At 56.4% G+C, this 19,449-nt stretch carries 16 protein-coding genes; 6 read left to right on the top strand and 10 right to left on the bottom strand.

Annotation, left to right across the window (positions count from 1 at the left end; genetic code table 11):
* Window positions 1-121 precede the first annotated feature (121 nt).
* From fdhE to fdnG, 4 genes are read right to left on the bottom strand one after another with little or no spacing between them, the layout of a single operon-like run.
* Complete coding sequence (fdhE, locus tag KGP21_RS00235; RefSeq protein WP_094982492.1) at window positions 122-1,051, bottom strand: formate dehydrogenase accessory protein FdhE; 930 nt, start codon at window positions 1,049-1,051, stop codon at window positions 122-124.
* On the bottom strand, window positions 1,048-1,686 hold the full coding sequence (gene fdoI, locus KGP21_RS00230) for a formate dehydrogenase cytochrome b556 subunit (RefSeq protein ID WP_021181336.1): 639 nt from the start codon (window positions 1,684-1,686) through the stop codon (window positions 1,048-1,050). The genes fdhE and fdoI overlap by 4 nt, the downstream gene beginning before the upstream one ends.
* Complete coding sequence (fdxH, locus tag KGP21_RS00225; protein ID WP_021807291.1) at window positions 1,683-2,594, bottom strand: formate dehydrogenase subunit beta; 912 nt, start codon at window positions 2,592-2,594, stop codon at window positions 1,683-1,685. The genes fdoI and fdxH overlap by 4 nt, the downstream gene beginning before the upstream one ends.
* A 12-nt stretch (window positions 2,595-2,606) precedes the next feature.
* Window positions 2,607-5,654 (bottom strand): formate dehydrogenase-N subunit alpha, encoded by a 3,048-nt coding sequence (gene fdnG / locus KGP21_RS00220; protein WP_080661084.1) that lies wholly within the window; start codon window positions 5,652-5,654, stop codon window positions 2,607-2,609.
* Between the two features lie 173 nt (window positions 5,655-5,827).
* Here fdnG and fdhD point away from each other — a divergent pair, with 173 nt between their 5' ends.
* The 5 genes from fdhD to KGP21_RS00195 all read left to right on the top strand — a co-directional run bounded on the left by fdhD (window position 5,828) and on the right by KGP21_RS00195 (window position 11,052).
* A complete protein-coding gene (gene fdhD / locus KGP21_RS00215) occupies window positions 5,828-6,655 on the top strand; it encodes a formate dehydrogenase accessory sulfurtransferase FdhD (protein ID WP_039996103.1) in 828 nt (275 codons plus the stop codon).
* 128 nt (window positions 6,656-6,783) lie between these two features.
* The gene (sodA, locus tag KGP21_RS00210; RefSeq protein WP_024483271.1) at window positions 6,784-7,407 is read left to right on the top strand and encodes a superoxide dismutase [Mn]; all 624 of its coding nucleotides are present in this window, start codon (window positions 6,784-6,786) and stop codon (window positions 7,405-7,407) included.
* A 121-nt stretch (window positions 7,408-7,528) separates the two neighbouring features.
* Window positions 7,529-9,451 carry a methyl-accepting chemotaxis protein gene (locus KGP21_RS00205; RefSeq protein ID WP_223536758.1) on the top strand — a complete coding sequence of 641 codons (1,923 nt, stop codon included), beginning with the start codon at window positions 7,529-7,531 and terminating at the stop codon, window positions 9,449-9,451.
* A gap of 100 nt (window positions 9,452-9,551) precedes the next feature.
* Window positions 9,552-10,223, top strand: a complete 672-nt coding sequence (yiiM, locus tag KGP21_RS00200) for a 6-hydroxyaminopurine reductase (protein WP_223536757.1) — start codon at window positions 9,552-9,554, stop codon at window positions 10,221-10,223.
* 49 nt (window positions 10,224-10,272) lie between these two features.
* A complete protein-coding gene (locus tag KGP21_RS00195; protein WP_223536756.1) occupies window positions 10,273-11,052 on the top strand; it encodes a class I SAM-dependent methyltransferase in 780 nt (259 codons plus the stop codon).
* A gap of 600 nt (window positions 11,053-11,652) precedes the next feature.
* Here the strand turns inward: KGP21_RS00195 and KGP21_RS00190 are convergent.
* Together KGP21_RS00190 and KGP21_RS00185 are read right to left on the bottom strand one after the other, a co-directional pair.
* Window positions 11,653-12,015, bottom strand: coding sequence for a YibL family ribosome-associated protein (locus KGP21_RS00190; RefSeq protein ID WP_021181343.1), 363 nt, complete (start codon window positions 12,013-12,015; stop codon window positions 11,653-11,655).
* A gap of 67 nt (window positions 12,016-12,082) precedes the next feature.
* A complete protein-coding gene (locus KGP21_RS00185; protein WP_115160317.1) occupies window positions 12,083-13,552 on the bottom strand; it encodes a PLP-dependent aminotransferase family protein in 1,470 nt (489 codons plus the stop codon).
* 137 nt (window positions 13,553-13,689) lie between these two features.
* Between KGP21_RS00185 and KGP21_RS00180 the strand changes: the two genes are divergently transcribed.
* Window positions 13,690-14,298, top strand: coding sequence for a LysE family translocator (locus KGP21_RS00180; RefSeq protein ID WP_021181345.1), 609 nt, complete (start codon window positions 13,690-13,692; stop codon window positions 14,296-14,298).
* Here the strand turns inward: KGP21_RS00180 and KGP21_RS00175 are convergent.
* The 4 genes from KGP21_RS00175 to KGP21_RS00160 form a co-directional block, all read right to left on the bottom strand.
* Window positions 14,295-14,852 (bottom strand): MltR family transcriptional regulator, encoded by a 558-nt coding sequence (locus KGP21_RS00175; RefSeq protein ID WP_021181346.1) that lies wholly within the window; start codon window positions 14,850-14,852, stop codon window positions 14,295-14,297. The genes KGP21_RS00180 and KGP21_RS00175 overlap by 4 nt on opposite strands.
* Window positions 14,853-15,016: 164 nt before the next feature.
* On the bottom strand, window positions 15,017-16,165 hold the full coding sequence (locus KGP21_RS00170) for a mannitol-1-phosphate 5-dehydrogenase (RefSeq protein WP_179252561.1): 1,149 nt from the start codon (window positions 16,163-16,165) through the stop codon (window positions 15,017-15,019).
* Window positions 16,166-16,227: 62 nt separating this feature from the next.
* Window positions 16,228-18,144 carry a PTS mannitol transporter subunit IICBA gene (locus tag KGP21_RS00165; RefSeq protein WP_223536755.1) on the bottom strand — a complete coding sequence of 639 codons (1,917 nt, stop codon included), beginning with the start codon at window positions 18,142-18,144 and terminating at the stop codon, window positions 16,228-16,230.
* 547 nt (window positions 18,145-18,691) lie between these two features.
* Window positions 18,692-19,411 carry a DUF3053 domain-containing protein gene (locus KGP21_RS00160; RefSeq protein WP_059199242.1) on the bottom strand — a complete coding sequence of 240 codons (720 nt, stop codon included), beginning with the start codon at window positions 19,409-19,411 and terminating at the stop codon, window positions 18,692-18,694.
* Window positions 19,412-19,449 lie beyond the last annotated feature (38 nt).

Here is a 19,449-nt window from a genome sequence, read left to right as displayed (position 1 = left end):
ATCCGAAAGTCGCTGCGGCCCCCTCATGCCCCCTCTCGCTAGGGAGAGGGGGCTGCAAAAGTGATGGAGTTGAGTTGAGCAATTACCGTGGCAAGGGTCGAATAAAAAAACCCAACTGTCATTATTCCCCAGGGAACAGGAACGGGTTGATACTGCTGCGCGCAAAGCCTTCCTCTTCCATCTTGGCATCGAGGATAAGCGAAGCCAGATCGTCGGCCACCGCCTCGACCTTCGGGTCCTTCTCCTGATAGAGGATCTTCAGGTAGGTGCCGCAATCGCCACAGCTTTCCGCTTTCACCGCCGCCTGCTCACTTTCCAGTGACCAGTAGTTGAGATCGCCGGTTTGCTCGCAGTTGCTGCATTTCACCCGCACCACGTGCCATTCGCTCTCGCACAGGTTGCAGTGCAGATAGCGCAGGCCGTTCACGGTACCAAGATGCACCACGCTGGAAACCGGGATACTGCCGCACACCGGGCAGAACTGGCGATGCTCGCCGTACTCGGCCCGGGCCTTGCCAGGGATCTGGCTGGCCATCTGCGCCCAGTACAACGACAGCGCTGCCCAAAGGAACGGGGCTTTGTCGCTGCCTACTTTGGCAAACTCGCCTTTCAGCAGGGCGCTGGCCAACAGCTCCAGCTCATGGGACGAGGATTTCTCCAGGTTATCCAACACCGCCAGCACGTGTTCCGGTGCCTGCGGGCGCAGTTCTGCGATCAGCGATGCCAGCAGCTTGTGCCAGTGTTCGCTGCGTGGATAGACGCTGATGTCCAACGGCGGCTTGCCGCTGGCGGCGCTCTGGGTCAGCGTTTCACCGAGATCCAGCTCCAGCGGATTATCGTGGCAGGCGTTGTTCTGCGCCTGCGCAATGCTGGCAGCAAAGTTGAGATAGTCACCCAGCGGATGGTCTGCGGCCAGTTGCTGCAGACGTTCGGCTCGGCGGGTATAAAGGCTCTTCAAGTTGGCGAAAAGTAACGGCGGAATAGTTTCCGCCGTTGAAGACTTTTCACGCTGTGCCCCTAACTGCTCTTTAGGAACGATGCGGATACTCATCTGGGTTTGTCTTCCTGTTGTTTCTCGCGGACCTCACGGTACCAGCGCGGGTGATGCTTCTTGGCCCAGGCAGCCGGCACCCAACCTTCCACCATCGCGGTAATGGTGCCTTTTACCCACAACGCGGCGTAAATGTGCACCATAATCACGATGATCAACCCCACCGCTGCCAACGAATGCACCACCAACGCGATGCGGATCAGCGGAATGGAGAAGGAGGGGGCAAAGTATGGCCGCCAGATAACGATACCACTGGCCAGCAACAGCACCAGACTGATAATCGCCGCCCAGAATACGCACTTCTGACCGAAATTATAACGCCCAGTGTCACCCACTTCCTCATTCATGGCGATTTTGTGGATGTTTTTCGCCCAGACGATATCTTCCCGGTTGATCAGGTTGTGCTTCCAGTAGCGCAGGAACATCAGCAGGAACGCAACGAACATCAACACCCCGGTGAAGGGGTGAAGGATGCGTGCCAGCTGTGGCGTACCAAAGATATTCATCAGCCAGTTAAAGGACGGGAACAGGAACCCCAGCCCGCTGATGGCGGCAAAAATAAAGCAGAACGCCACAATCCAGTGGTTAATCCGCTCCGGCGCGCTGTAGCGCTGAATTGGCTTTTCCTTCCTCATTTGCGCGTCTCCTCATCATGATGCTCGTCCTTCGGATCCTGCTCTTCCTCTTCTTCAACGCGGTTTGGCCCCACGCCAACGTAGTGGAAGATACTGGCCGCGAAGGTGGCAGCAAACCCGATGGCAGCCAACGGTTTCCAGACCCCTTTCCAGAAGGTCACCGCCGGGCTGATGGTCGGGTTATCCGGTAAACCGTGATACAGCTGCGGTTTATCGGCGTGATGCAGTACGTACATCACGTGGGTGCCGCCCACGCCTGCCGGATCGTACAGACCGGCATTCTGGTAGCCACGGGTTTTCAGTTCATCGACTCGTTCCGCCGCGACGTTTTTCATCGCTTCTTTGGTGCCGAAGTGGATCGCCCCGGTCGGACAGGTTTTCACACAGGCCGGTTCCTGGCCAACGCCAACACGATCGACGCACAAGGTACATTTGTACACCCGGTTGTCTTCCGCATTCATGCGTGGCACGTCGAACGGGCAACCGGCGATGCAGTAGCCACAGCCGATACAGTGTTCGGACTGGAAATCGACGATGCCGTTGGCGTACTGGATGATGGCCCCTTCCGATGGGCACGCCTTCAGGCAACCCGGATCGGCGCAGTGCATGCAGCCATCCTTGCGGATCAGCCACTCCAGCTTGCCGTGCTCCTCAACTTCCGAGAAGCGCATCACCGTCCACGATTTGGCGGTCAGATCGGCGGGGTTATCGTAAACCCCGACGTTGTGCCCCACTTCATCGCGGATATCGTTCCATTCAGAACAGGCTACCTGGCAGGCTTTGCAGCCGATACAGGTCGTGACATCGATCAGCTTGGCCACTTCTTCCTGGTGATCGCGCGCGCGCGGTGCCGGGGTGAAGCCATTGGTGGCGGATTTACGAATGATGTCTTGAGATTGCATTGCCATAATTCGTCTCCGTTACACCTTTTCCACGTTAACCAGGAACGCCTTGAACTCTGGCGTTTGCGTATTGGCGTCGCCGACAAACGGCGTCAGCGTGTTGGCGATAAAGCCTTTCTTCGCTACCCCTTCGTAACCCCAGTGGATCGGGATGCCGATGGTGTCCACGTCCTGGCCATTTACCTGCAGAGTCCGAATACGTTTGGTCACCACCGCCTTGGCCTTGATATAGCCGCGGTTGGAGCTGACTTTGACCGTATCGCCCTGCTTGATGCCTTTTTTCTCAGCCAGTTTTTCACCTATCTCGACAAACTGCTCCGGCTGGAGGATCGCATTGAGCAACGCATGTTTGGTCCAGTAGTGGAAATGCTCGGTCAGACGATAGGTCGTGCCGACATACGGGAACTTGTCGGATTTGCCCATCGCAGCCAGATCGTCTTTGAACACGCGTGCCGCCGGGTTGGACACCACGTTCGGGTGCAACGGGTTGGTGCCGAGCGGCGTTTCAAACGGCTCGTAGTGTTCAGGGAACGGTCCTTCCGCCATTTTGTCGATGGCAAACAGGCGGCCCATGCCTTCCGGCTGCATGATAAACGGCCCAACGTCACTGCCCGGTGCGGCGGCGCTGTAGTCCGGGATATCCACCCCGCCCCACTTGGCACCATCCCATTCCAGCAACTGGCGTTTGGCATCCCACGGTTTACCCGCTGGATCCGCAGACGCACGGTTATACAGGATGCGGCGGTTCAACGGCCATGCCCAGGCCCAGCCCAGCGTGTTGCCAAGGCCAGAAGGATCGGCGTTATCACGGCGCGCCATCTGGTTGCCCGCTGGCGTCCAACTGCCTGCGAAGATCCAACAGCCACTTGCCGTGGTGCCGTCATCACGCAGGTGCGCGAAGGTACTGAGCAGTTCGCCTTTCTTCACCAATACTTTGCCGTCTGGATCGAGAACATCCGCCAGCGCCCGGCCATTGCTCTCCATCGCCACTTCTTCTGGCTTCGGATTTTCCGGGGTCAGGTAATCCCAGGACATGTTCAGCAACGGCTCAGGGACCGCACCGCCGTCACGGGTGTACATTTCGCGCAGGCGCATCAGCAGCCCCGCCAGAATTTCACCGTCGTTCAGCGCTTCCCCTGGGGCATCGGCCCCTTTCCAGTGCCATTGCAGCCAGCGGCCAGAGTTAACGATCGAGCCGTTCTCTTCGGCAAAGCAGGTGGATGGCAGGCGGAACACTTCGGTCTGGATTTTCGATGGATCAACGTCGTTAAACTCATCGTGGTTCTGCCAGAAGTTGGAAGTTTCGGTGTTCAGCGGATCGATGGTCACCAGGAACTTCAGCTTGGCCAGTGAGGCCACCACTTTGTTCTTGTTCGGGAACGACGCAACCGGGTTAAAGCCCTGGCAGATATAGCCATTCACTTTCCCCTGCGACATCATCTCGAAATACTGCAGCACGTCGTAGCCTTTGTCCCACTTCGGCAACCAGTCAAAGCCCCAGCTGTTATCTTTCTGCGCTTTGTCGCCGTAGAAGCTCTTCATCATGCTGACGAAGAATTTCGGGTAGTTGCTCCAGTAGTTGACCTGGCCCGGCAGCAGCGCCTTCGGCGTGTTGGCTTTCAGGTAGGTTTCCAGATCGGCCTGCTTCTCGGAAGGTAGCGTCATGTAGCCCGGCAGGCTTTGTGACAGCAGACCCAAATCGGTCAGACCCTGGATATTGGAGTGACCACGCAGGGCGTTCACGCCACCACCTGCCATGCCCATATTGCCAAGCAGCAGTTGGATCATCGCCATGGTGCGGATGTTCTGCGCACCGACCGAGTGCTGTGTCCAGCCCAGGGCGTAGAGGAACGAGGCCGTCTTGTCGTTGGCGCTGGTTTCAGCGATATATTCGCACACCTTGATGAAATCTTCGGTTGGCGTGCCGCAGATGTTGGTTACCACCTCTGGCGTATAACGGCTGATGTGTTTTTTCAGCAGGTTCCACACGCAGTTCGGATCCTGTAGCGTTGTATCACGCTTGGCGAAGCCGTTCTCGTCGAGCTGGTAGTTCCAGGTGGTTTTATCGTATTTGCGATTTTCCGCGTCGTAGCCGCTGAACAGGCCGTCGTCGAAAGTGAAGTCTTCCCGCACCAGCAGGCTGGCGTTGGTGTAGGCGTCCACGTATTCGCGGTTAATCTTGTTATTGGTGATCAGGTACAGCAAGACGCCCGACAGGAAAGCAATGTCGGTACCTGAACGGATAGGCGTGTAGAAATCCGCCACGGATGCAGTACGGGTAAAGCGCGGATCGATGACGATCAGCTTGGCTTTATTATGAATTTTGGCTTCCATCGCCCAGCGGAATCCCACTGGATGCGCTTCTGCCGCATTCCCACCCATGACAATAATTAAGTCGGCGTTCTTGATATCAACCCAGTGGTTGGTCATCGCACCGCGACCAAATGTTGGAGCAAGACTTGCTACCGTTGGTCCGTGTCAGACACGCGCCTGGTTGTCTACGGCAAGCATGCCGAGAGCGCGACTAAATTTTTGGGTCAGCATACCGGTTTCGTTGCTGGAGGCCGAAGCACACAGCATCCCGGTGGAGAGCCAACGGTTTACCGTTACGCCAGCGGCGTTGGTGGCTTCGAAGTTGGCATCGCGGTCTTCTTTCATCAGTTTGGCGATGCGGGTGAAGGCGTCGTCCCAGCTGATGCGTTGCCACTTGTCTGAGCCTGGAGCGCGATATTCAGGGTATTGGAGACGGCTTTCGCTGTGGATGAAATCCACCAGACCTGCCCCTTTCGGGCACAGTGCACCACGGTTTACCGGATGGTCTGGATCCCCTTCGATATGGAAGATGCTCTCTTTGGCGTTTTTGGCGCCATCACCAAGGCTGTACATCAACAGCCCACAGCCGACGGAACAATACGTGCAGGTATTACGGGTTTCACGGGCGCGCAGCAACTTGTACTGCCGGGTTTCCGCCAACGCCACCGCCGGGCTAAAGCCCAGTGCAGCTACCGTGGTTCCTGCCATACCGCCAGCGCAGATCTTAAAGAACTGCCTTCTGCTGACCTGCATGGGGGGTCTCCTTTCTCTCTCGTGTTGTCACATTGTTTCAAATGACGCTTTCCCCCTCAAAGCGGGAAGCGCTAAAATCACTATTCTTATGTGGGTATTGGCCAAATGGGCCGCAACGGCGCCGCAATAATACCATAGCAGGCGTAGGGTTGTTACAAACAGGTGCCAGGAAAGTGAACAAAATTAACCAAGAGCAGCCCACAAATGTGAACGCGCTCACGGGCCTGATCCAGGCTCCGGTGTACCAGCGCGGACAACTGACCACCAAAGAGCAAGATTGGCTCGCCGAAGAGGTGCCGGTCGCGCTGGTGTATAACGGTATTTCTCACGTGGTGATGATGTGTACGCCAAAGGATCTGGAGGCGTTCGCCCTCGGTTTTTCCCTTTCGGAAGGGATTATCGACTCACCACGGGATATCTTCAGTATAGAGGTTAATCCCACCTGCAACGGCATGGAAGTACAAATCGAGCTTTCCAGCCGCCGCTTTGCCGGGCTGAAGGAGCGCCGCCGGGCGATGGCGGGCCGCACAGGCTGCGGCGTTTGTGGCATTGAACAGTTGGCGGATATCTTCCGGCCGGTCACACCGCTGCCCTTTACCCAAACCTTCTCATTGGCCAATCTCGATCGCGCCCTTGACCAGCTGCGTCAGGTGCAGAACGTCGGCCAGTTGACGGGTTGTACCCACGCGGCAGGTTGGATCTCACCGCAGGGTGAACTGCTGGGCGGTTGCGAAGACGTTGGCCGCCATGTGGCGCTGGACAAAATGATCGGCATACGCGCCAAACAGGGCTGGCAGCAAGGGGCGATCCTGGTTTCCAGCCGGGCCAGCTATGAGATGGTACAAAAATCCGCCATGTGCGGTGCCGAGATCCTGTTTGTGGTCTCTGCCGCCACCTCGCTGGCGGTGGAAATCGCCGAGCGCAGCAACCTGACATTGGTTGGTTTTAGCAAGCCAGGCCGGGCAACGGTGTTTACTCATCCGCAGCGTATTACCGATTAATCCCTAAACCACACAGTCTGTAGGGCATTGATAATCATTTTCAATATCATTTAATTAATTATAATGCATCATACTGCTTACGCGGTGCTCACATTTTGCGCCGCCCTACACTACTGGAGATGATGATCATGAGTTATTCACTGCCATCCCTACCTTATGCTTACGACGCACTAGAACCGCATTTCGACAAGCAGACGATGGAAATCCATCACACCAAACACCACCAGACCTACGTCAACAACGCCAACACCGTGCTGGAAGCTTACCCTGAGCTGGCTTCGCTGAGCGTAGAAGAGCTGATCCAGGATCTGGATAAAGTCCCTGCAGACAAGCGCACCTTTATGCGCAACAACGCAGGCGGCCACGCTAACCACAGCCTGTTCTGGAAAGGCCTGAAAACCGGCACCACGCTGGGTGGCGATCTGAAAGCCGCTATCGAGCGCGATTTCGGCAGCGTAGAGAAATTCCAGGAAGAGTTCGAGAAAGCCGCCGCCACCCGTTTCGGTTCTGGCTGGGCTTGGCTGGTGCTGAAAGGCGACAAGCTGGCCGTAGTCTCTACCGCTAACCAGGACAGCCCGCTGATGGGCGAAGCCGTCTCCGGCGCTTCAGGCTTGCCAATCGTTGGCCTGGACGTGTGGGAACACGCTTACTACCTGAAATTCCAGAACCGTCGCCCTGACTACATCAAGGCATTCTGGAACGTAGTGAACTGGGACGAAGCGGCCAAACGCTTCGCCGAAGCCAAGAAATAATTTGGCTTATCTCCGATGATGCCCGCTGATGCGGGCATTTTTTTGCCCATTTCCCGCTAAAGTTTAACCGCCCCTTGCCGATGCTTTGTTCAATTGACCAACGCCTAAAGAGGGATAAATCATGGCGGCATTGCAAGCTTTGGCAGGAAAAATCGTTCATCTCACCGTAGGTAAAAAGCTCGGACTCGGGTTCTCTCTAATGTTGATACTGGCGATCGTTATCGCTGGCACCGGGATAACCTACCTCAATCTTATCGAATCACGCAGCGACCGCATCGATTTCAGCTATCAGTTAACGGGCGAAATCAGTCAGGCTAAATACACCCGTGCCATGTTTAGCCAAAATTACAACACCGACTACCTTGAACGTAACCGCAAACATATCGAGAACGCGTTGCAACTGGCCAGCCACGCGCAAAACCTGAATTGGGATGCGCAAAGCCGCAAGGATCTGGAGCTGTTGGTGGTGTTGCTGGGTAACTATGAGCAACAACAGAAAATGTTTGCCAAAGCCGTGGTGGATAAAGACGCGGTACGAGCCAGCTGGAACATGTCCGAAGTTCAGGACAGCCTGAGCCAGGTTGAACGTCAGTTGGGGGCTACCGATCTGCAACTGGCGTTTATCCAGTTGAACCAGAAGCTGACCCAGATCCGCTACTATGCCCGTGGCCTGGTGCTGCAACCCAACCGCGACTCCGAAATCCCATTGCTCAGCGCCATCGACGACGCCCGCAGCGCCGCCAACACGCTCAGCCAACGCCTGAACGAGTCACAACGCCCGTTGCTCCAACCTCTGTTGACCGTGCTTGACGAGTATAAAGGCCACATCGCGGCCTACCTGCCCGCCGTTGAGAATGAGATCAAGATCAGTAAACAGCTCGGCGGTTACGCTGACGAGATCGGTACGCTGGTCAATAATTTCATGAAGGATGAGCTGACGCAGACCCATAACAATATCAATACCGCGCAATGGCAGATGGGGATCACCACGGCGATCGCCATTCTTGCTGGCCTGCTGATATCATGGCGTATCACATTGCAGATCACTCGCCCACTCAACAGCACCCTGGAACTGGCAGAACGCATTGCCAAGGGTGATCTACGCCAGGCACAAACCAGCACTCGCCGTGATGAACTGGGCCAGTTGCTTAACGCCGTCGCCGCCATGAGCCAGAACCTGCGCGATATGATTGAGAAAATCCAGATGGGGGTCAGCCAGGTCTCCACCGCCGCCGGAGAAATCGCTGCGGGCAATACCGACCTCTCTTCACGCACCGAACAACAGGCCGCCGCGGTGGAAGAAACCGCCGCCAGCATGGAGCAGCTCACCGCCACGGTGAAGCAAAATGCCGACAATGCCCATCACGCCAACCAGCTGGCGACCGATGCCTCACAAACCGCACAACAGGGCGGCAAACTGGTTAACAACGTCGTCAGTACCATGCGGGATATTTCCAACAGTTCGCAGCGGATCGCCGAAATTACCACCCTGATCAACGGCATTGCCTTCCAGACTAACATCCTGGCCCTGAACGCCGCCGTAGAGGCCGCCCGTGCGGGTGAGCAAGGGCGCGGTTTCTCGGTTGTCGCCAGCGAAGTCCGTAATCTGGCCCAGCGCAGCGCCCAGGCGGCGAAAGAAATCGAAGGGTTGATTACCGAGTCGGTCAACCGGGTACAGAGCGGTACCGCACTGGTGGAAGACACCGGCAACACCATGGAGCAAATCGTCCGTTCGGTCACCCACGTACGCGACATCATGGCTGAAATAGCCGCCGCCTCCGATGAACAGACCAGAGGCATCGCGCAGATCGGTCAGGCCATTGTGGAAATGGATCACACCACGCAGCAAAACGCCGCACTGGTGGAAGAGTCTGCCGCCGCCGCCGATTCGCTGGAAGAGCAGGCTGAGATGCTGCTGCAAAGCGTCTCGGTATTCCGTCTGGCGGACAAGGCTGCGTCAGTGGAAGCGAAAACCACCCAGCCCAAATCACCGTCGATGGCTAAACCGAGCACCAGCACCGAAGATAACTGGACAACCTTCTAACCCCTCCGCCCGCCCGGTGATTTCCGGGCGGGTTATTCTGTTCCTCCCCCTCGACTCAGGCTATGCTAGACGGCATTAACGAGCGTGAATGGAGGCCAGCATGCACCACCCAGACGTCTATCTCGGTTCGATTCAACCTTATGAAGGTGGCCGCCCCAGCGCTATCGCCAAACACCTGGTGGAGGGGACGCTGAAGCTTACCCCATTGGGTCTGGCGGGCGATGAGCAGGCAGAAAAAAGCTACCACGGCGGGCCTGACCGCGCCCTTTGCCACTATCCGCGCGAACATTACGACCACTGGCGTGAACAGTTCCCCGCTCAGGCAGAACAGTTCTGCGCACCCGCCTTTGGTGAGAATATTTCGACCCTCGGCCTGACCGAGCATAACGTGTTTATGGGGGATATTTTCCGCTGGGGCGAAGCGCTGATCCAGGTAACCCAACCGCGTTCTCCGTGTTTCAAACTCAATTACCATTTCGCTATCGGCGATATTTCGGTGCTGATGCAGCAAACAGGCCGCTGCGGCTGGCTGTACCGCGTGGTGTCGGCCGGATCGGTCAGTTGCGACCAACCACTGGAACTGGTGACCCGCAATAGCGATGTTTCCGTCGCACAAGCGATCGGCATCGCCTGGCACATGCCGTTCGATGAAGAGCAATACCGCCGTTTACTGTCGGTCGCTGGGCTGTCGACCAGTTGGAGCAAAACCATGCTGACGCGCATCACCAGCGGCAAAATCGAAGACCTCAACCGCCGTCTGCTTGGCCGTTAACCGGCGCCAGGCAAAAGACACCCATCGAGCTGGATTAGGGAGTTGCGTTATGACTACATCACCTCATTCTATTCATCACGCGGCTGCGGCGGGCTATCAGGCCAATGCGGATCGCTACGTTTTAGGCCGCCCGGATTATCCGGCGGAGATCGCCGATTGGCTGCGTGAAGTACTCGAGCTACAGCCCGGTAAGACCGTCATCGATCTGGGCGCAGGCACCGGCAAGTTCACTCCGCGCCTGCTGGAGACCGGTGCCAACGTCATCGCCGTTGAGCCGGTGGCGCCGATGCTGGGAAAGCTGGCGGCAGCGTTCCCTCAGGTGAAAACGCTGGCAGGTACCGCCGAATCACTCCCGCTGCCGGATGAGTCGGTGGATGCCGTGGTGTGCGCGCAATCCTTTCACTGGTTTGCCACACGTCAGGCGCTGGCGGAAATTCAGCGCGTGCTGAAACCCGGCGGTAAGCTTGGCCTGGTGTGGAATATGCGCGATGCGCGGGTTGGCTGGGTACGTAAGCTCAACCAGATAGTCGATCGCCACGAAGGGGATGCGCCGCGTTTTTATACCGGTGAATGGCGCAGGCTGTTCCCTTACCCGGGTTTTGCCCAGCTACAGGAGCAAGTGTTTATGCTGGGGCATTGCGGAGCGCCGGAAGATGTGATTTATAACCGTGTGCGATCCACCAGCTTTATCGCCGCGTTGCCGCAACAGCAGCAGGAACGGGTGATCGAACAGATCCGCCAGTTGGTGGCAGAGGAAGAGGAACTCCGGGGAAAAGAAACGCTCACGGTGCCTTACCAGACCTGCGCGTTCTTTACGACCAAGGCCTGAGCATGCCCCTCACCCTAGCCCTCTCCCACAGGGAGAGGGGACCGATCGAGTTAGGCTGAAAGTATCGTGACTCTTCATCAGCACCGGTTGATTCACCTTGGTTGAGGGGGCGATCGCGGTTGCTGAGATTACCACCGTTCTCTCAACAGAGCAGGGGCTATCCGCTCCCAAGGAGAGGGGACCGATCGAGTTAGGCTGAAAGTATCGTGACACTTCATCAGCACCGGCTGGTTCACCTTGGTTGAGGGGGGCGATCGCGGTTGCTGAGATTACCACCGTTCTCTCAACAGAGCAGGGACTATCCGCTCCTAAGGAGAGGGGACCGATCGAGTTAGGCTGAAAGTATCGTGACTCTTCATCAGCACCGGTTGATTCACCTTGGTTGAGGGGGCGGTCGCGGTTGCTGAGATTACCACCGTTCTCTCAACAGAGCAGGGGCTATCCGCTTCCAAGGAGAGGGGACCGATCGAATTCGTTAATTGCTTTGCGTAATACCTTGCCTTTCTTGTTCTGCCCCCCTACTTTCCGAAGTTACGCGGACTAACTACGCACTCGGGACAGCTCCCTCTCCCTGTGGGAGAGGGTTGGGGTGAGGGGTAATCAGAACGCTTTTTTGGCGTAGCCGGTAACCACTTTCAGGCCCATCTCACGGCCAAGTGCGGTCATTGGGTGTACCACGATCAGGCCACGAACGCTTTTCTTCAGCGTACCCATATCCGCCTGCTCTTTCTTGGTGATCTCGCGGCTGAACGGCAGCTGGCTCAACTTCTGCGCTTCCGCACTCAGTTTTTCCACGCGCACGTTTTTCAGGCGCTCAATCTCGGTCTTTAGCTTCTCTTTTTCTTTGAGATGTTGCGCAATCAGGTCGGTGTTACCCTGCTGGATCACCACGGTGTCTTTGTGGTTCAGTGCGTCCAGCAAATCGCTCAGGCGCTTAATCTCGGCTTTTTCTTTCTCTTTCATCGTCTCTGGCCTGTTTTGTTCTATGGCGTAAAAAATATTTCGCTAGTGTAGCAAAATGCACGGCAGGTTACTCCTCACCTTGCGCAATTCCCGCAGGCAGGCCGCTCATCTCACAGGCTTTTGCCCCCACCCGCGCCAGCGCCTGGGTATAACGGGCGTTAAAGGGATAGCAGCAGGAGAGCCGCAGCCCATTATGATAACGCCCACTGGGAGAATATAGCGTACCGGGCGTCAGGCAGATCTGCTCATCCAGCAACTGATGGAATAGCGCCACCGTGTCCACCCCTGCTGGGAACTCCACCCAGAACACAAACCCACCGGCAGGCTGAGTCGCTCTTGTCCCGCGCGGGAAATGGCGGGCAATCAGCGCTCTAGCCTCTTCCACCTGCGCCGCATAGCGTTTGCGCAAATTACGCAGATGATGATCGTATCCCCCCGCTTCCAGGAACATGGCCAGCGTTTCCGACAGCAAGTGCGACTCCGACATCGAAGACACCGCCTTCAGCTTACGCAGCGCATCACTGAACCGCCCGCCGACCACCCAACCGATGCGGAAATCCGGTGCCAGCGTTTTGGTAAAGCTGGAGCAAAACAGCACCCAGCCGTCGCTATCGAACGCCTTCACCGCCGGGCTGAGCGCACTGCCAAATTGTAGCTCAGCATACAGCCCATCTTCGATCAGTGGCACTTGATGATCGTTCATCAGGCGTGCCAGCCGTTTTTTCGACGCCAGCGGCATGGTACAGCCCAGTGGATTCTGTATCGTCGGCATAGCGATGACCGCATTCAGCCGTTTCTCCTGCAACAGCAACTCCAGCGCATCCAGCGACAGGCCATGCTGCGGGTCGGTGGGAATTTCCAACGCTTTCAGCCCCAGGCTGGCGAGCAACGGCAACAGGTAAAAATAGGTCGGCGACTCCAACCCCACGCAGTCGCCGGGCTTGGTGGTCACCCTGAGCGCCAGCTGCAAGGCTTCCATACAACCGTGCGTCAGCGTGATGTCACTCGGCTCCAGCAACATGCCCAACGTCATCGAACGCCGGGCGATCTGCTGGCGCAACCGCAGGCTGCCTGGCGGCAAAGCGTATTGGCCAATCAGATTCGGCTGGCGGCGTAACTGTGATGACAACATCCTCCCCAGCTTGCCACCGGGGTAAAAATCCACGGTTTGCGGACAGGCGAGCGACAAATTGGTGAAGGCCGGGTTCTGTTGGGCGGCAAAAACCGTATCGATCAGGGCCAGCACATCATCCGCTGGCTGTTCAACCCGGTTGCTGGGTGCCGACGCCGTTTTCAACGCAGGCAAGGTCGCCCGCACGTAAAACCCAGACTGTGGCCGCGCCTCGATCAGCCCCCGGTCTTCCAACTGGCGATAGGCTGCCACCACGGTATTGATGCTGACGCTGTGGCTCTGTGCGCAACGGCGCACCGAAGGCAGGCGGCTACCGGGCGGTAAAGTGCCACGATGGATAGCCGCCGCCAATGTCTCCGCCAGTTGCAGGTAGCGGGTTTCGGGGATTTCGTCGAGCAGGGTCACAATTCCTCTCCGGTTAATGGGTACAGTTAAAAATTATCGTAACTGTAACCATGACAATAGCTGATTTCTGGTTCTGTCACCATCACTCTACAGCCCTTATGCTGATGATCACCCCCCAATCATGTATGGAAAACCTTATGCTGGACTCTGCTTTTATCAGTTACGTGACCGTGATGTCGATTACCCCTGGCCCCAATAACCTGCTGCTGGCTTCGTCCGGCGTCAATTTCGGCCTGCGGCGTACCTTACCGATGATGTTTGGTATCAGTCTGGGCTGTGCGACACAGTTAGCCCTCACCACGCTATTGCTGGCGTTGATCCTTAACTGGGCCGATACCATCCGCTTTCCGCTGGCGGTAATGGGCTGTGCGTACCTGTTGTGGCTATCGTGGAAACTGTATAAGGCGGCTTCGCCGGATGCTAAACAGCAGGCGCGGCCAATGCGCTTTATCGGCGGAGCCTTGTTCCAGGCGGTGAACCCGAAAGCCTGGCTGATGGCCATCAACGTGGCGATCCTGTTCACTCCCCATGAAGGGGCGACGCTGCATCAAACGCTGTTAACCATCGCAGGCTTCACCGCGGTGAATGTTCCCTGCATCTTGATCTGGGCGTTGATGGGCGATCGGCTGCGCCACGCTCTGCGTGTGACCTGGAAACTGCGGTTATTTAACGGCGTGATGGCGGGCTTGATGGCAACAACCGCATTATGGCTGCTGTTTGACGAGTGGCGTGCGCTGATGGCTTAAGGTTTTTGAGCACCGAGCGGGGAGAGCCGGGAGGGCTGCTTGGCGCCAATTTTCGCCAGCAGCTCGGTGATCGACAGCACCATGGTGGAACGCACCATCTGCTGGTAACGCTGGTGTTGCATGGCGATCAGCGATTCATCGGCCTCGCCGGGCTGTAGAAACGTGGGGACCGGCGGCAACGCGCTGACGCAATGGAGCTCACCGAAGGGGCCGAGTATCTCATCATCAATAAAGCGATATTCCGAACCGTCGTGGTTCAGCTCTTCACGCATCGCCATCAGCAGTTCGGCATCTTCGTATTCATGGCGGGAAATCACCCCCAGCCCGTACATCAGCTTCAGACGAACCGAAAGTTCACCGAGCGGCCCGGCACCGGACAACAGAGGTTCTACGGCATATTTCACCGCGTAGTCATCTTTACGGAAAACCTGTACCACCAGGACGTTAAGCGCTTCTGCCAACAGCTCGACCGCTGCGATCAGAAAACTGCGCACCGTCTTGCCAGCGTTCAGCTTTTCCAGAACCTTGTTTTCGAATGCCTGTGTCTCGATCATCTTCGCTTTTCGAATCGCATGGGTGGTGTGGTCATTCGAGCCCCTCCCATTAACCACAGGAAGTGAGCCCAAATGGGGGGCAAAGACGCCTTGCCCCCTCACCCTACCCCTTATCCGTGGGGAAAGGGAATGAGTTTGCTTACACTGGTTTGATATCACAGCGTTTACTGCAAGGCGTTATACACAGCAACCGCCTCTTCCACAACCTTGCTGTCGGCCGGTAAACCGGAAATTTGCGCCAGCGCGGCTTTTGGACCCAATTTTGTCAGCAAGTCTACCAGTTCTTGTGCCTGTGGGTCCTGCTCGCTGCGGTAGCTCATGGCGGCGGCAATCCCCTTGATCAGGTTGGCGTGCGGCAAGCCGTATTCCAACGTGCCCAACAGCGGCTTGATCAGGCGATCGCCTGCGCTCAGTTTGCGCAACGGCTGACGGCCTACGCGCTCAACGTCATCGTGCAGATACGGATTTTCGAAGCGGGACAGGATTTTGTTGATATAGGCGGCATGCTTGTCGGCGTCAAAACCGTAGCGCTTGATCAGCACCGCACCGCTCTCTTCCATCGCCCCTTTGACCACCTGGCGGATGACCGGATCGAGGATTGCATCACGAATAGTCAACAGCTTGGCGCGTTGGCCCAGGTAGGCAGTGATCGCATGGCCGGTATTGAGGGTAAACAGCTTACGCTCCACAAACGCCATCAGGTTGTCAGTCAGTTCCATACCGGCGATGGCTGGCGGTTGCCCTTTGAATTGGGTCTGATCGACAATCCACTCGCTAAAGGTTTCCACCGTCACTTCCAGCGGATCGTTGCTGCCCGCTTCTGCTGGGGGCACGATACGGTCTACGGCGGAATCGACAAAGCCGATATGCTGCTCAACCCAGGCCTGTTCATCCTGCGGCAGTGCGTCGAACACGTGCTGTTTGAGCTGGCTGGTGCCGCGTACCATGTTTTCACAGGCGATGATATTCAGCGGTTGATTATTGCCTTGCTGATGGCGCAGGATCAGGCCTTTGGCGATAGTCCCGGCAATTCTGGCGAGGATCTGCGGGCCAACGGCGGTCGTGACAATATCGGCCTGGGCTATCAAGGCCACCGCCTCTTCGCTACCGCTGTTAACGGCACTGACGTTGTTCACCTCTTCAACGCGCGCCTGCTCACCCACCACATGTACCTGGTAGCTTTTGCGTTGGTTCAACGCGTCCAGCACCGTCTGGTTAACGTCAGCAAAAGTCAGTTCGGCGTGCGCGTCGGCAAGCAGTTTGCCAATAAAGCCACGGCCAATATTGCCGGCTCCGAAGTGTAATGCTTTCATATTCCACCCTTTCTTAATGTAGAAAGGTGCAGCAAGCTGCACCCTTTAAAATAATTCTGTTATCAGGCCTTCTTGCCGCCCAGCAACTCCAACACTTCCTGGACGCTGGTGGTATTCGCCAGCCGCTCGATGACGGTTTCATCATCCAACGCATTGGTCAGGCTGGTGATCACCTGGATATGCTCGTTATTACGTGCCGCGATACCGATAACCAGGCGTGCCACCTCATCCTCTTCGTCACCGAAACGTACGCCCTGCGGATACTGGCAGAACACCACGCCGGTACGCAGCACGCGGTCTTTGGCTTCGATGGTGCCATGCGGCACGGCGATGGATTCGCCCAGATAGGTAGACGTCAGCTTTTCACGCTCCAACATGGCCGGAACATATTCTGGCTCGACGTAGCCGCCCTTCACCAGTTGCTCACCAGCAAAACGAATCGCCTGCTCTTTATCAATGGCCTGCAAACCGAGGAACACGTTGTTTTCACCCAGTTTGAACAGGTTCTGTTCGCTGGCGTCAAAGCTGTCATCCAGGGTAGAGATAACCTTCTGCTCGGTTTCGCTGGTCTTGTTAGCAGCCACCAGGCGAGCGGTCAAATCACTGTACAGATGGCTGTCCAGGAAGTTGGTCAGCGAGATGTGCTGAGCCTGCGGCGCATGGCGCATCGCACGCTCGGTCAGATCGCGGTGAGTGATCACCAGATCCACATCGTCCGGCAGGCTGTTGATCGCGCTGTTAGTTACGGAGATATTCTTCAGCCCCGCGTCCGCCACTTTCTTGCGTAGCACGCCAGCACCCATGGCGCTGGAACCCATACCCGCATCGCAAGCCACGATGATTTTACGCACGGTGCTCAGATCGCCGTCTACCGCTGCGTTTACCGCGGCACCGCCTTTAGACTGGGCTTTCATGTCCTGAATACGGCGGGTCGCCTCTTCCAGATCGTCTTCCTCTTTCACTTTTGAGGTTTTCAACAGGAAAGATGAGACCACGAAGGAGACCAGGAACGCCGCAAATACCGCCGCCAGGTTAGCGAAGTAGGCGCCTTTTGGCGTCATCGCCAACACCGCCAGGATAGAGCCTGGGGAGGCAGGGGATACCAGGCCACCGTTCAGCAGGGTCAGGGTGAATACGCCGGTCATACCGCCCAGAATAACCGCCAGGATCAGGCGTGGATTCATCAGCACGTATGGGAAGTAAATTTCGTGGATACCCCCCAGGAAGTGGATGATCGCCGCACCGCCAGCAGACTGCTTGGCACTACCACGGCCGAAGAACATATAGGCCATCAGCACACCCAAACCTGGGCCTGGGTTGGCTTCGATCAGGAAGAAGATTGATTTACCGGTTTCCGTCGCCTGCTGGATACCCAGCGGTGAGAAGATGCCGTGGTTGATGGCGTTGTTCAGGAACAGGATTTTCGCCGGTTCAACGAAGATCGAGGTCAATGGCAGCAGGTTGTTGACCACCATGATATGCACGCCAGCCGCCAACACTTTAGACAGCGCTTCGACCAATGGCCCGATACCCATAAAGGCCAGGATCGCCAACAGCATACCAATGATGCCAGCGGAGAAGTTGTTGACCAACATCTCGAAGCCGCTCTTGATCTTGCCGTCGACCCAACGGTCAAAATGCTTGATCGCCCAGCCGCCCAGCGGCCCAACAATCATGGCGCCGAGGAACATCGGCATATCTGCACCGACGATCACACCCATGGTGGTGATGGCACCGACCACGCCGCCACGCTCGCCGCCCACCAGTTTACCGCCGGTATAACCGATCAGCAGTGGCAGCAGATAGGTGATCATTGGCCCAACCAGCTTGGCTAACGTCTCGTTTGGCAGCCAGCCGGTAGGAATGAATAGCGCAGTGATGATACCCCAGGCGATGAATGCGCCAATGTTGGGCATCACCATGTTACTCAGGAAACGGCCAAAGTTTTGCACTTTAACCTTGATGTCTGGTGAAAACATAAACACACCCCTATTGTTACGCGCTGACAATAAGAGCGCGCGATAATTGTTGTAACGTTCTAGCCCTGTTGATGCTGTTTGCGAAACGGACTCTACCACGCTCTTTTTACTACGCGAACTTCACGGAATTTTTGTGATCACCATCACTAACATTGCCCCTATACCCCGGTGTATTTAGTGATATTCGTCACATTTATCCGGTGTAAAAAAAATACAACGAGAAGATATACCGGCTAAACGCACCAAAAACGTGACTTTAATCACACTTTAAACCTTGATGTTTGTTTTTAAAATGTGACAAGAATCACAATTTATTTTACATCCGACCACCGAGCCGTGACCTGAAATGACATCTTCCCTGTGAGCATCCACACCGTCGGGAAATAACCATGGCGTGGATGAAAGAAAACTACATTAAGAGATGTGATGAATAAGTGAAGTGTAGTACAGAAAATACGTGGGGGAGGGAGGGGTAAGGAGTTGGAAAAAAGCGGAATAATGTATGTGGTACCAAACGCTGGCCCACATACATTGTTTAGAACGAAGGTTATTGCATTACCGCCAGCACGGTTTTCTGTGCGTTCAGCAAGTCCTGCTGCTTGGCCACCAGATTGGACATCATGGTGTTGTACTGCGTCGCCTGCTGCTGGGTGCGGAACTGCACGCCACCGTTGTTGAAGCTGACCTGATTGCCCTGGGCCTGCAGGAAATCCCCTACCTGTACCAGGTCTTGGACAAAACCGGCGGTGGTTGGGATCGCTGGCATCAGCGCATTGGCCGGTGCGGTAACGATCTTGTCATACGCCTGGTTGTACACCGCTTTCAGGTCGTCCGGCTGTTTCAGCGCCGCACGAGCGGTATCCGCCTGCGCCTTGGCAGTCTGGATCTGCTGGCCCAGCAGGTTTAACGCGCCGATCGACTGTTGCAAGCTATCGCGCTTGCTCATGTAGTCCTGCGCGGTGCGGATCTGATTAACCTGCTCCAGCGCCGGGGTCAGGCTAGCGTCCACCGACTTGGTCAACTGCTGGGAAAAGCCCACCAGAATGGCGTAATCGCTGGTATAAGCACCGAATTTCTGTTTCTGATCTTCGCTCAACGTCGGGATATGTACGCCACTGCGCATGACCGTATTCTGTAAGTAATCAACGAATGCCTTGCGCTGCTCCGGCTCTTTATCGCCGCAGGCGGTCAGTTGCATAACCACCAACAATGCCAACACCGGTGCCAGCCAACGCGCGAAACTTCTGCTCTGGATCCCTACAGCCATGTGACATAACTCCTGTTATAAACGTGTCTTTTATCGGA

The organism is Serratia sp. JSRIV004 (assembly GCF_019968705.1).
Taxonomy (GTDB): Bacteria; Pseudomonadota; Gammaproteobacteria; order Enterobacterales; family Enterobacteriaceae; genus Chania; species Chania fonticola_B.
Note: the sequence above shows the minus strand (reverse complement) of the source record. Positions and strands in the feature narration are given on the sequence as shown.

What these genes read in the sequence shown, in the direction of transcription:
- fdhE (WP_094982492.1), bottom strand. Translation starts at nt 1,051, where the DNA reads ATGAGTATCCGCATCGTTCCTAAAGAGCAGTTAGGGGCACAGCGTGAA.
- fdoI (WP_021181336.1), bottom strand. Translation starts at nt 1,686, where the DNA reads ATGAGGAAGGAAAAGCCAATTCAGCGCTACAGCGCGCCGGAGCGGATT.
- fdxH (WP_021807291.1), bottom strand. Translation starts at nt 2,594, where the DNA reads ATGGCAATGCAATCTCAAGACATCATTCGTAAATCCGCCACCAATGGC.
- sodA (WP_024483271.1), top strand. Translation starts at nt 6,784, where the DNA reads ATGAGTTATTCACTGCCATCCCTACCTTATGCTTACGACGCACTAGAA.
- KGP21_RS00205 (WP_223536758.1), top strand. Translation starts at nt 7,529, where the DNA reads ATGGCGGCATTGCAAGCTTTGGCAGGAAAAATCGTTCATCTCACCGTA.
- yiiM (WP_223536757.1), top strand. Translation starts at nt 9,552, where the DNA reads ATGCACCACCCAGACGTCTATCTCGGTTCGATTCAACCTTATGAAGGT.
- KGP21_RS00195 (WP_223536756.1), top strand. Translation starts at nt 10,273, where the DNA reads ATGACTACATCACCTCATTCTATTCATCACGCGGCTGCGGCGGGCTAT.
- KGP21_RS00190 (WP_021181343.1), bottom strand. Translation starts at nt 12,015, where the DNA reads ATGAAAGAGAAAGAAAAAGCCGAGATTAAGCGCCTGAGCGATTTGCTG.
- KGP21_RS00180 (WP_021181345.1), top strand. Translation starts at nt 13,690, where the DNA reads ATGCTGGACTCTGCTTTTATCAGTTACGTGACCGTGATGTCGATTACC.
- KGP21_RS00175 (WP_021181346.1), bottom strand. Translation starts at nt 14,852, where the DNA reads ATGATCGAGACACAGGCATTCGAAAACAAGGTTCTGGAAAAGCTGAAC.
- KGP21_RS00170 (WP_179252561.1), bottom strand. Translation starts at nt 16,165, where the DNA reads ATGAAAGCATTACACTTCGGAGCCGGCAATATTGGCCGTGGCTTTATT.
- KGP21_RS00165 (WP_223536755.1), bottom strand. Translation starts at nt 18,144, where the DNA reads ATGTTTTCACCAGACATCAAGGTTAAAGTGCAAAACTTTGGCCGTTTC.
- KGP21_RS00160 (WP_059199242.1), bottom strand. Translation starts at nt 19,411, where the DNA reads ATGGCTGTAGGGATCCAGAGCAGAAGTTTCGCGCGTTGGCTGGCACCG.